Annotated in this window: 8 protein-coding genes and 1 pseudogene; 7 read left to right on the forward strand and 2 right to left on the reverse strand. The window is 70.9% G+C overall.

Features of this window, described 5'->3' with window-relative positions; all coding sequences use genetic code 11:
• Positions 1-1,051, forward strand: a 1,051-nt coding sequence (locus GA0115254_RS16970; protein WP_141720846.1) for a chitinase, incomplete at its 5' end; no start/stop codon positions are given.
• Here the strand turns inward: GA0115254_RS16970 and GA0115254_RS16975 are convergent.
• Positions 1,002-1,541, reverse strand: a complete 540-nt coding sequence (locus GA0115254_RS16975) for a phosphatase PAP2 family protein (protein ID WP_370740886.1) — start codon at positions 1,539-1,541, stop codon at positions 1,002-1,004. The genes GA0115254_RS16970 and GA0115254_RS16975 overlap by 50 nt on opposite strands.
• A 432-nt stretch (positions 1,542-1,973) precedes the next feature.
• Here GA0115254_RS16975 and GA0115254_RS16980 point away from each other — a divergent pair, with 432 nt between their 5' ends.
• Entirely contained in the window at positions 1,974-2,216 is a 243-nt protein-coding gene (locus GA0115254_RS16980) for a transposase (RefSeq protein WP_256102625.1), read from the forward strand.
• Between the two features lie 142 nt (positions 2,217-2,358).
• On the opposite strand, the gene gabT is transcribed toward GA0115254_RS16980, so the two are convergent.
• Positions 2,359-3,699, reverse strand: a complete 1,341-nt coding sequence (gene gabT / locus GA0115254_RS16985; RefSeq protein ID WP_093896138.1) for a 4-aminobutyrate--2-oxoglutarate transaminase — start codon at positions 3,697-3,699, stop codon at positions 2,359-2,361.
• A 301-nt stretch (positions 3,700-4,000) separates the two neighbouring features.
• Between gabT and GA0115254_RS16990 the strand changes: the two genes are divergently transcribed.
• From GA0115254_RS16990 to GA0115254_RS17015, 5 genes and pseudogenes are all read left to right on the forward strand, one after another.
• Positions 4,001-6,394, forward strand: a complete 2,394-nt coding sequence (locus tag GA0115254_RS16990) for a type IV secretory system conjugative DNA transfer family protein (protein WP_093896139.1) — start codon at positions 4,001-4,003, stop codon at positions 6,392-6,394.
• Positions 6,395-6,518: 124 nt separating this feature from the next.
• A complete protein-coding gene (locus GA0115254_RS16995) occupies positions 6,519-8,105 on the forward strand; it encodes a PucR family transcriptional regulator (protein WP_093896140.1) in 1,587 nt (528 codons plus the stop codon).
• Between the two features lie 213 nt (positions 8,106-8,318).
• Entirely contained in the window at positions 8,319-9,764 is a 1,446-nt protein-coding gene (locus GA0115254_RS17000) for an aldehyde dehydrogenase family protein (RefSeq protein WP_093896141.1), read from the forward strand.
• A gap of 540 nt (positions 9,765-10,304) precedes the next feature.
• Complete coding sequence (locus GA0115254_RS17010) at positions 10,305-11,513, forward strand: esterase/lipase family protein (protein WP_093896143.1); 1,209 nt, start codon at positions 10,305-10,307, stop codon at positions 11,511-11,513.
• Positions 11,514-11,679: 166 nt separating this feature from the next.
• A pseudogene (locus tag GA0115254_RS17015) lies at positions 11,680-11,853 on the forward strand (Scr1 family TA system antitoxin-like transcriptional regulator); the annotation flags it as partial.
• Positions 11,854-12,030 lie beyond the last annotated feature (177 nt).

The following is a 12,030-nucleotide window of genomic DNA, read 5'->3' on the forward strand; positions in this document are numbered from 1 at the left end:
GCCCGCCCACGCCCTCGTCGGCTATCTGCACTCCAGCTTCGCCAACGGCTCCGGCTACACGCGGATGGCGGACGTCCCCGACTCCTGGGACGTCATCGACCTGGCCTTCGGCGAGCCGACCTCGGTCACCTCCGGCGACATCCGTTTCTCGCTCTGCCCGGGAGGGGGTACCTCCCGCTCGAGCGAAGCCGAGAGTGGGGGAGAGTGCCCGAACGTCGAGTCCGTGGCCGAGTTCAAGGCGGCCATCAAGGCCAAGCAGGCCGCGGGCAAGAAGGTGCTGATCTCCATCGGCGGCCAGAACGGCCAGGTGCAGCTCGCCACCACCGCCGCCCGCGACACCTTCGTCTCCTCGGTCAGCAAGATCATCGACGAGTACGGTCTCGACGGCCTGGACATCGACTTCGAGGGCCACTCGCTCTCGCTGAACACCGGCGACACCGACTTCCGTAACCCGACCACCCCGGTCATCGTCAACCTGATCTCCGCGGTGAAGACCCTCAAGGCCAAGTACGGCGACAAGTTCGTGCTGACCATGGCCCCCGAGACGTTCTTCGTGCAGCTCGGCTACCAGTACTACGGCTCGGGCCCCTGGGGCGGCCAGGACCCGCGCGCCGGCGCCTACCTCCCGGTCATCCACGCCCTGCGTGACGACCTCACCCTGCTGCACGTCCAGGACTACAACTCGGGCTCCATCATGGGTCTGGACAACCAGTACCACTCGATGGGCGGCGCCGACTTCCACATCGCCATGACCGACATGCTGCTCGCCGGCTTCCCGGTGGCCGGCGACCGGACCAAGGTCTTCCCCGGGCTCCGTCCCGACCAGGTCTCCATCGGTCTGCCGGCCTCCACCCAGGCGGGCAACGGCTACACCACGCCCGCAGAGGTCACCAAGGCACTGAACTGCCTGACGAAGAAGACCGACTGCGGCCCTTACGCCACCCACGGGACGTGGCCGGGACTGCGCGGACTGATGACGTGGTCGATCAACTGGGACCGCTTCAACAACGGGGAGTTCTCGAAGAACTTCGACGCCTACTTCGGCGGCTGAGGCCCAGCGGCAGGAGCAGCAGCCCGCACAGGAACCAGCTGCCCAGCACATCCAGCGGCCAGTGATAGCCGCGCAGCACCAGACCGATGCCCGTCGCCGTTGTCAGCGAGACAGCGGCGACGGGCATCATCCACGACCGCCTCGCACAGGGCGAGGTCAGCAACGCCGCCGCCCCGTATGCCACCGCGGCCGTCGCCGCATGGCCGGACGGGTAGTAGCCGGTGGCGTCGGTCAGCGGTCCCGGGCGGGCGATCCAGTCCTTCAGCGGGACGACCAGCAGAGGCACCGCAGCCATGGTGAGCGCCGCGTACAACGGCGCACGGCGTGCGCCGCGCACCAGCGCCCAGACGATCGCGCAGCCCAGCACCGGGAGCGCGAGCTGCATATTGCCGAGGTCGGCGAGGAATTCGGTCAGCCGGGCGGGGCCGTGTCCGACGACGGCCCGGCCGGTCCGCTCGTCCAGCGAGCGCAACGGACCGTCGGCCGCCACCTGCCAGGTGGTGAGCGCGAGGAGTGCCAGGAGGGAAGAGACCAGAGAAATGAGAAGAGCCGGCCGCCGGGGAACAGGGGGGGTGGTTCCGGGGCGGCCGGTCGGACCGGTTTGCCGCGCGCCCCGGGGGTTTGGGGCGAGCGGCCATCCGATCGGTGAGGAGTTCCGGAGCCAGAGGCTCCAGTGGTGTGCGCGAAGGCACGGCCAGGACGGTGCTGGGGAAGCTCCGGCCCGGCGTCGCCGGCAGTCCCCTGCGGGCGGGGTGTTTCTCTCATCTGCGGAAACCGTACGTCAGCCGACGGGGGACCGACAGACGGAAACGAATCCCGCCATCGGCCCCCCACACGTTCTTCACCTCCCGTCCCGAGTGAAGCCAGGAGGTTCGAATAAGTGTCCAATTTGTCGCTCGGGCTGGTGAGTGTCGAGGTTGAGATGGATGCGGCTCACACCTCGCAGCGCTGTCCGCGCTGCAGGCACACAGAGCGGGCCAACCGGCCCGACCGGGACAATTTTCAGTGTCGTCGGTGCGGGCTCGCCGGTCCCGCCGATGTCGTCGCCGGGGTCGACATGCGTGATCGTGCACGCTCGGCGTGGGTGTTCGTCACCGCACCCGCACCCACCCCCTGGCCATCGTCGGGGCGTGGGTGGATGCGACCCGTAACCGTCCCGTCGTAGGGGACAGTCAGGAGCGCGACAAGGCGTGAGCGGCCGAGCGCGTACGCACTCGGCCGCTCACGGCCGACAAGGTGACAGGCCCTCACGCGGGCCCTGCATCCCCGGCGAAAACGCCTTCCGCCACCGCCGGGGTTCACACACGTCAGATCTGGCCGAAAGCCTGCTCGATGACGTCGAGAGCCTCGTTCAGCAGGTCCTCGCCGATCACCAGCGGCGGCAGGAAGCGCAGGACGTTGCCGTACGTGCCACAGGTCAGGACCAGCACGCCCTCCGCGTGGCAGGCCTTGGCGAGCTTCGCGGTCGCCTCCGGGTTCGGGTCCTTCGTGCCGGACTTCACCAGCTCGATCGCGATCATGGCGCCGCGGCCGCGGATGTCACCGATGACATCGCCGTTCGGCAGCTTCGCCTGCATCTCGGCGAGGCGGCCCTTCATGACCTCCTCGATGCGCTTGGCCTTACCGTTCAGGTCCAGCTCGCGCATCGTCTCGATGGCACCGAGCGCGCCCGCGCAGGCCACCGGGTTTCCGCCGTAGGTGCCGCCGAGGCCACCGGCGTGGGCGGCGTCCATGATCTCGGCGCGGCCGGTCACGGCGGAGAGCGGCAGACCGCCCGCGATGCCCTTGGCGGTGGTGATCAGGTCGGGGACGATGCCCTCGTCCTCACAGGCGAACCACTGACCGGTACGGCAGAAGCCGGACTGGATCTCGTCGGCGACGAAGACGATGCCGTTGTCCTTGGCGAACTGCGCGATCGCCGGGAGGAAGCCCTTGGCCGGCTCGATGAAGCCGCCCTCGCCGAGCACCGGCTCGATGATGATCGCGGCGACGTTGTCCGCGCCGATCTGCTTGGTGATCTGGTCGATGGCCTGGGCGGACGCCTCGGCGCCGGCGTTCTCGGCACCGGTCGGCCAGCGGTAGCCGTACGCCACCGGCACCCGGTAGACCTCGGGCGCGAACGGGCCGAAGCCCTGCTTGTACGGCATGTTCTTGGCGGTCAGCGCCATCGTCAGGTTGGTGCGGCCGTGGTAGCCGTGGTCGAACACGACGACGGCCTGGCGCTTGGTGTACACACGCGCGATCTTGACGGCGTTCTCCACGGCCTCGGCGCCCGAGTTGAACAGCGCGGACTTCTTGGCGTGGTCGCCCGGCGTCAGCTCGGCGAGCTGCTCACAGACCTCGACGTACCCCTCGTACGGCGTGACCATGAAACAGGTGTGGGTGAAGTCGGCGAGCTGCGCGGACGCACGTCGTACGACGGCCTCGGCGGAGGCGCCGACCGACGTCACGGCGATACCGGAACCGAGGTCGATCAGACGGTTGCCGTCCACGTCCTCGATGATCCCGCCACCGGCGCGGGCGGTGAACACCGGCAGGGTGGAGCCCACACCTGCGGCCACCGTCGCGAGACGGCGGGCCTGCAGCTCCACCGACTTCGGGCCGGGAATGGCAGTGACGACGCGGCGCTCCTGCGGAATTGCGGTCATGAGGGGCTCCTGTGGGGTGTTTCGGACGCTTCTCTTTCTGCAGGCTATGGGCGAGACCCGGGGTCCGGCATGTTCCGTTCGGGAGTGGTGGCCGGACGCGGTTGTCCTCCACGGACATAGCGACGGGGTACGGGGGCCGGGCCGAGACCGTGCGCGTGCGGGACGAAGGGCTCCGGGGCACGGGCGAAGACTTCCCGCCGGACCGCGTCCGACGGGGTGGTACGGGGCACTAGATTGATGACTTCGGGCGCCTGCGCCCGGAGTTACCGGTCGGCGCTGGTCAGGGGACGAGGGACAGCACATGGACACCGAGGGCACGTACGACTCGCGGGGCACCCGCTCCGGTCATCCGGTGCCGCGCCCGGCCGGCCCGCCACCGCCCGAACTGCCGCCCAGGCCGGGCTACGCCCCCGCGTCCGGCCCCTCCCTCGGGGACTGGCTGCGCACACCGAGGCCCGCCGCGGAACCAGGTGTCTGGCGGCTCGGCCATGCCCCCCGGCCCGCCGAGGAGAAGGAACGCACCCCGGACCGCACGCTGGTGAGCGGCGCGGTGATCTCGCTGCTGGCCTGCATCCTCGTCTGGTCGCTCTGGCGCAACAACTACATCCCGTACTGGCGGGTTCCGCTGAAGCTCTTCACCCCCGGCGACTGGTGGGGGCCGTTCGGCGACGAGCCGCAGACCCGGGGCGCGGTCCGTGCGCTCGACATCTACCGTCTGCTGATCACCGGGGGCCTCGTCTACGGATTCGGCCGGCTGGGCAACTGGCCGGCCGCCTTCGAGCGGTGCGTCGCCGCAAGGGGAGCCGCCGCACGGGCGGGCGGTGCGGCGATCGGTGCGTTGCTGGTCTGGATCCTCGTCTGGAACGGGACCGTGCCGGGGATGGGGCTGGCCTTCGGCCTGGTTCCCGGCTCCTGGCTGGGCCCCGACCAGCCGATGTCCCCGGTGATCAGCTACGGGCTGTACGTCCTGCTCACCCTGGTGATCGTGTGGCCGTTCGCCAGGCTGGGGCGCTGGACCGAGGTGTGGCGCCGCGGCGGGTCCCCGCAGCGGGCACCGGGCCGGGAGGGCCGTGACCCGGCGAAGCCGCACACGCCCGGCGGCGCGGACGCCATCGTCGAAGGCAGCGAGGAGGACCCGGCCGAATGGCCGGATCTGCGCGCCGCCGGACAGCACCAGGCCGCCGCCGCGCTCGCCAGGGAAACCCGGTCCGGACGGATGAACGATGTCGACTACGCCCGCATCCGCCGCGCCTGGACGTCCGTGCGCGCCGACCACTCCAGGCTCTCCGCCTTCACCGACACCGTGCTGCGCAACGGCTCCGCCGCCTGCACCCACCCCTCCGGCGCACGTGACCTCCCGGTCCGCGCCGCCCGGCACGATCTGCTGGTCCAGCAGGTCAGGCTCGGCACCGTCGAGGACGGCGAACGCAACCCGTACGCCCGCCGCGGCAGCGGCATCGCCCTCGACCCCGGGCTGCTGGGCACGTCCCTGCTCGCCGTCGGCCCGCCCGGCACGGGCAAGAGCCGGGCACTGATCCGGCCCGTCGTCGAATCCCTCGCACTGCAGGCGCTCGCCGGACAGGCCGCCGTCGTCGCCGTGTGCGCCGCCGGTACCCAGCTCGGTGGCGACCAGGGGTTCGACGTCGTCATCAAGGTCGGCGACCCGTCATCCGTGCACGATCTCGATCTGTACGGCGGCACCACCGACCCCGACGAGGCCGCGACCGTCCTTGCCGACGGCCTGGTCGGCGACCTCCCCGAGGTGGACAGCAGACGCGCCGCCACGGCCCTCGCCCAGCTCCTCGGCCCCTTCCGGGCCGCCCACGGCCGTTTTCCCTCCGTGCCGGAGCTGCGGGAACTGCTGGACGGTGTGCCCGGTGCCCTCGCCGCCCTGCGGGAGGCGCTCGACGCGACGGGACACCCCGGCATGCAGCGCGAGCTCGACGGCCGTGCCCGCCAGTCCGGTGCGCCCGGCGACCCGGGCCCGGCTCTCGCCGACCGCGTCGCCCTGCTCGACCGGCCCGCCTTCACCGAGTTCTTCGACACCACGGGCAGGGCCCGCCCCTTCTCGCTGCGCGCCCTGGAACACCCGCTCCGGGTCCGTATCGATCTGCCCGAACGCGGCCACGCCGAGGCGTCCCGGGTGCTGGCACGTCTGGTACTCGCCCAGTTCACCGCGAACGCCGCGGCCCGCACCGACCGTTCCCTCTTCGCCTGTCTGGTCCTCGACGACGCGACCCACACCCTGACCCCCGACACCGTCCGCGGAATCCAGCGGCTGCGCTCCGCGCACGCCGGGGCCGTACTCACCCTGCGCACCCTCGACGACGTGCCGGAGCAGCTGCACACGGCGCTGCTCGGTGCGGTCGGCTGCCGGATGGCGTTCTCCGGAATCACGACGTGGGACGGGAAGAAGTTCGCCGAGGCCTGGGGAACGGAGTGGGTCGAGACCCGGGACGTCACCCAGCGCACCGTCTTCGCCGACCAGCCGATGACCCGGGCCATCCACGCCTTCCGCAAACTGGTCACCGGCAAGGCGGTCACCACGGACGCGGTGACCGTGCGCCAGGTCGAGCGGGAACGCTGGTCGGCCTCCGAGCTGGCCCACCGGGTACCGGCCGGACACGCGGTGCTGTCCCTGACGACCGTGCGGGGGGAGCACGCGCCGCCCCTGCTGGTGGATCTGAACGGCTGAGCGGGTACGCAGAGTGGCCCGCGGCGCCGGAGCGGTTACGGCGGACCCTGCCGCCCTGGCAGAATCGGTAGGAGCCGTTCATACGGGACGGCGAAAATCGACTCCCTGAGGTCCCGCGGTCCCCATGCCCCCCACTCTCGCCTCGCTCGTCCAGCATTCGGCGCTCAAACTCACGGTGCGTGCGGGGGCGGACCGGCTCGACGCGCCCATCCGCTGGGCGCACGCCAGCGAGCTGACCGACCCCGTCCCGTACATGGAGGGCGGTGAGCTCCTGCTCGTCACCGCCACCAACCTCGACGCCGAGAATCCCGAGGCGATGCGGCGGTACGTGCGGCGGCTGGCCGGGGCCGGAGTCGTCGGACTGGGCTTCGCCGTCGGCGTCCACTACGACGACGTACCGCAGGCGCTGATCGACGCCGCCGAGGAATCGGGGCTGCCGCTTCTCGAAGTGCCGCGCCGCACCCCGTTCCTCGCCATCGCCAAGGCCGTGTCGTCGGAGATCGCCGCAGATCAGTACCGGGCGGTGACGGCGGGGTTCGAGGCCCAGCGGGAGCTGACGAAGGCCGCGCTCGCGGGCGACGGCCCCGGCGAAATCCTCACCCGCCTCGCCGCGCATGTCGACGGCTGGGCGGCGCTCTACGACGCCTCCGGCGCGATCGTCGCCGCGGCCCCCGACTGGGCCGCACGCCGGGCCGCCCGGCTCACCCCCGATGTGGAGCGGCTGCGGGAGCGCCCTGCCCCGGCCAGCATGGTCGTCGGTGACACCGACGACCGGGTCGAGCTCCAGTCCCTGGGCACCGGCCGGCGGGTCCGGGGCGCGCTGGCTGTCGGCACCGGCGCGGCACTGGGCACCGCCGAGCGGTACGCCGTGCACTCGGCGGTCGCGCTGCTGACCCTGACCACTGCCCGCTCCCGGTCCCTCCAGGGCGCGGAGCAGCGACTGGGTGCGGCGGTGCTGCGCATGCTGCTCGCCGGCCAGCCGGACCACGCACGGGCCGTCGCAGGGGATCTGTACGGCGGCCTGCTCGACGCCCCGTTCCGGCTGCTCATCGCGGAGGCGTCCGCCCCTTCGACAACGGCCCCGCTCGGTGAGGCGATGGAGGCGGCGGCCTTCCGGACCGGCGAGACCATGCTGGCCGTGCCCGAGGGCGAACGGCTCGTCGTCCTGGCCGCGGACGGCGGTGCGGCGGTCGCGGCCTGCGCTGCGTACGCGGCGGCCCAGGAGGCCCAGGAGGCGCGGCCCCCGCGCGAACCGGCGGCGGAGGAGGAGGGCCACGTGGTCGTCGGCCTGTCCGCACCAGCGGGCCCCATCGCCGTGTCCGCCGCGTACAAGCAGGCGGAGCAGGCCCTGTCGGTGGCCCGCCGCCGGGGCAGGGCACTGGTCGAGCACGAGGAACTGGCGACCGGCTCGGTGCTGCCGCTGCTGGCGGACGACGCCGTACGGGCCTTCGCCGACGGAATGCTCCGCGCCCTGTACGAACACGATGCCAAGGGCCGCGGGGACCTGGTCGCCTCGCTGCGGGCCTGGCTCTCCCACCACGGCCAGTGGGACGCGGCGGCGGCGGACCTGGGCGTGCACCGCCACACCCTGCGCTACCGGATGCGCCGGGTGGAGGAGATCCTGGGCCGTTCACTGGACGATCCGGATGTCCGGATGGAGCTGTGGCTGGCGCTGAAGGCCACGAGCTCCCCGTCGACGCCGGAGCCGTAGCGGTTGCCGTGGCCCTCGGTGGAAGGCCAACGAGCTCCCCGCCGACGCCGTAGCAGCTGCAGGAAGGCCATGAGCTCCCCGCTCACGCCGACGCATCCGACAAACCGGCGTGTACCCGTCGCGCTCTGCTCCACGCCGGACAAACGCCAGGTCGGCCGTACGGCCCTACGGTGGGTGCAGCACACCCCACGACTCCGAAGGGCCGGAACCTCCATGACTTCCACCCACGCCTTCTGGCTCGCCGGCCGCCAGGCCACCGGCGAGGACAGCTTCGACGTCACCAACCCCTGGGACGGCCGTCTCGTCGGCACGGTCAGCGTGCCGACCGACGCGCAGATCGAGGAGGCCGTCGCGGCCGCGCACGCCGTGCGCGAGGAGTTCGCCGCGACCCCGGCCCACGTCCGGGCCGCCGCGCTCGATCACGTCGTACGGCGCCTGGTGGAGCGCACCGAGGAGATCGCCCAGCTGATCTCCGCCGAGAACGGCAAGCCCATCAAGTGGGCGCGCGGCGAGGTCGGCCGTGCCGTCTCCGTGTTCCGGTTCGCCTCCGAGGAAGCCCGCCGCTTCAACAGCGGTGACGCCCAGCGCCTCGACACCGACGCCGGTGGCACCGGCCGTCTCGGCCTGACCCGGCGCTTCCCGCGCGGCACGGTCCTCGGAATCGCGCCGTTCAACTTCCCGCTGAACCTGAGCGCCCACAAGGTCGCCCCGGCCATCGCCGTCGGTGCCCCGATCATCCTGAAGCCCGCCCCGGCCACCCCGATCTCGTCGCTGATCCTGGGCGAGCTGCTGGCCGAGACCGACCTGCCGGCCGGTTCGTGGTCCGTGCTGACGGTCCCCAACGACCGGATGCCCGCCCTCGTCCAGGACGAGCGGCTGCCCGTGATCTCCTTCACCGGGTCCGCCCCGGTCGGCTACTCGATCATGGAGTCGGTGCCGCGCAAGCACTGCACCCTGGAGCTCGGCGGCAACGGTGCCGCGGTCGTCCTCGGCGACTACGCCTCCGACGCGGACCTGGACTGGGCCGCGACCCGTATCGCGACCTTCTCCAACTACCAGGGCGGCCAGTCCTGCATCTCGGTGCAGCGCGTCATCGCGGACGCCGCGGTCTACGACCGGCTCCTCCCGAAGATCGTCGCGGCTGTCGAGGCCCAGGTCACCGGCGACCCGTCCGACGCCGCCACCGATGTCGGCCCGCTGGTCAACGAGGACGCCGCCAAGCGCGTCGAGTCCTGGGTCGACGAGGCCGTGCAGGCCGGCGCCCAGCTGCTCACCGGCGGCAAGCGGGACGGTGCCACCTACGCGCCGACCGTGCTCGCCGAGCTCCCGGACAACGTCACCCTCTTCTCCGAGGAGGTCTTCGGGCCGGTGCTGTCCGTACAGAAGGTGGACGGTGAGGCCGAGGCCTTCGCAGCCGTCAACTCCTCCAAGTACGGCCTGCAGGCAGGTGTGTTCACGCACGACCTGCAGACCGCCTTCCGTGCCCACCGTGCCCTCGAGGTCGGCGGCGTGATCATCGGCGACGTCCCCTCCTACCGTGCGGACCAGATGCCGTACGGCGGCGCCAAGCAGTCCGGCGTCGGCCGTGAGGGCGTCCGCTACGCCATGGACGACTACACCTACGAGCGTGTGCTGGTCCTCACCGGCCTCGCCCTGTAGGTCCGCGAACAGGATCGAACCGATCCACCAGCGCCGCCTGTGATCCGCCTGGACAGCACGACAGCAGGCGGCAGATGAACGGCCGGAGCCCACTGTGCGGGGGCTCCGGCCGTTCCTGCGTGTCTACCCCTGACCTGCGACGACCGTCGGATCTTGGCGGGCGGGCGCCGTACTCGATTGCCTGGATGTCAGCTCAGCCGGGTGTGGTGGGTAGGCCCTGGACGGGAGAGGCCCTTTCATCCACCTCTCCTGTTTCGGCGTCGGCGTAGACCGGGTAGACGTCGACGCCGGCCGTGACGGGGATGGCCCACTGCGCCCGCCATTCGCCCTCTCGTCGGATGGCCAGCAAGAGTTGCGCCGACAGGCGAATTGAACAGGCGCGCGGCGAGAACAGGCCAATCGCATGCGCCGGGCACGTCAAACCCTTCCGGTGCGTGCTCCATCAGATGTGGTGAACCTCGCAGCTCAAAAGGGTGATATGCCCGGATTGTCCCTCATGATGGCGTCGTCTCGCCCACCCCTCCCACAAGGAGTACGACCATGTCCGCGACGACCGAGCCCAACGTCGGTTCGTTCACCCTCGGCGGTCCGCTGACCGCCGAACCCGCCGGGACGATCGAGGTGCCGGAGCACGACGAATGGACCCTGCCGAACGGCTTCGCCTGGGTCTTCCCCGGCGAGGGAAACCGCAGCGGTCTCGTCCGGCCCGTCATCATGGCCGACGGCTTCAACCTCGGCCGGAGCAAGCTCGATGTGCTCTACCAAGGGCTGGAGGGCGGCAGCTTCCCGTTCGTCACCGAGCTGCGCCGGCGCGGCCGGGACGTGATCCTCCTCGGCTTCGAGGAGCGCAGCGCGTCGATCCTGGACAACGCACAGGCGGCCGAGGCCGCCATCATGCAGGCCATCGCCGAGCAGATGGGCGACACCCGCCTGGTCGTCGGCGGCTTCAGCATGGGCGGCATCGTCACCCGCTACGCACTCGCCAAGCTGGAGACGCAGCGGATGGACCACCGGACCGCACTGTACTTCTCCTACGACAGCCCGCACCGCGGCGCTTCCATCCCGGTCGGCGTGCAGGCGTTCTCGCACTTCATCCCGTTCCCGAACGACTTCGCGAAGCAGATGAACAGCCCGGCCGCGCGCCAGATGCTGTGGCGGCACTATGACAAGGACACCGACAAGATCGGCATCGCCCCGGAGCGCACGGAGTTCCTGGCCGCCCTGGACCGGGTCGGCGGCTGGCCGCAGATCCCGATGAAGATCGCTGTGGCCAACGGTCGCGCCGACGGGGTCGGTCTGCCGGATGTGAAGCCCGGCGAGGTCGCGCTGCGGATCGACCGGATCTACCCGGGTACCACTTTTTACACCCAGGCCCAGGGCGACGACGTGACGGCCGCCTACCTGAACCGCAGGTTCCCCGAGGCCGAGAAGACCGTCACGACCAGCGGCTTCCCGGAAATGGACGGCGCGCCGGGCGGAACCCTGCACACGTACAAGATCCTCGCTGACACGATCGAGAAGCTCGGCGGCAAGGCGGACCTGCGGCACGAGGACGTGTGCTTCGTCCCCTCGGTCAGCGCGGTCGCGATCCGCGACATCGAGAAGCAGGACGACCTGTACGCGAACATCGACGGACTGAGCCTGGATGAGAGCGAGCTGGACGACTTCCTCTGTTCGTCCACGACCACCGCGCACACGGCCATCACCGAGGAACTGTGCACCTGGCTGATGGACCGGCTCCCCGACTGATGGACCGGCTCCCCGACTGATCCCCTCCACGCGCCGACCGGGGCTGCCGTCCGGTCACACCAGGCGGACTGCGGCCCCTTCGTCGATCCGCGCTCTGACCAGCCTGCCCAACCTTCGTTGAGGAAACACCCACCGACCAGCCTGCGACGCGCTCAGCCCACTCAACTACGACGAGCGGCTTGGCATCGTCGAGACGATCAACGCGGAGATGTGGCTCGACGACGAGGAGAACATCGCCCTGTACGAGCGGGCATGGGACTGGCTTGCCGAGGCCACGGTTGACGGACCGCAGGCGCGTCGGCTGATCGCCCGAGCGAGGGCCTCGCTGGACCTCACGTAAGCAACCGGATTCAATCCGCCGAGCCACGCGTGCAATCCCGCTCAATCGACGGGCCAACTCGATGCCGGCCACCCTGCGGTGCTGGTCATGGCCCCACGGACACGCAATGCGGGCTCGGAGTGGCTGGCGCTTGCCTCATCGGACTCGGGGGGAATTCATCGGGCATGGGCGCAGGGC

This window comes from Streptomyces sp. Ncost-T10-10d, assembly GCF_900091955.1.
Taxonomy (GTDB): domain Bacteria; phylum Actinomycetota; class Actinomycetes; order Streptomycetales; family Streptomycetaceae; genus Streptomyces.

Bases quoted from the DNA above. Each gene is read 5' to 3' on its own strand.
- GA0115254_RS17000 (WP_093896141.1), top strand. From the start codon at position 8,319: ATGACTTCCACCCACGCCTTCTGGCTCGCCGGCCGCCAGGCCACCGGC.
- GA0115254_RS16995 (WP_093896140.1), top strand. From the start codon at position 6,519: ATGCCCCCCACTCTCGCCTCGCTCGTCCAGCATTCGGCGCTCAAACTC.
- GA0115254_RS16980 (WP_256102625.1), top strand. From the start codon at position 1,974: ATGGATGCGGCTCACACCTCGCAGCGCTGTCCGCGCTGCAGGCACACA.
- GA0115254_RS17010 (WP_093896143.1), top strand. From the start codon at position 10,305: ATGTCCGCGACGACCGAGCCCAACGTCGGTTCGTTCACCCTCGGCGGT.
- gabT (WP_093896138.1), bottom strand. From the start codon at position 3,699: ATGACCGCAATTCCGCAGGAGCGCCGCGTCGTCACTGCCATTCCCGGC.
- GA0115254_RS16990 (WP_093896139.1), top strand. From the start codon at position 4,001: ATGGACACCGAGGGCACGTACGACTCGCGGGGCACCCGCTCCGGTCAT.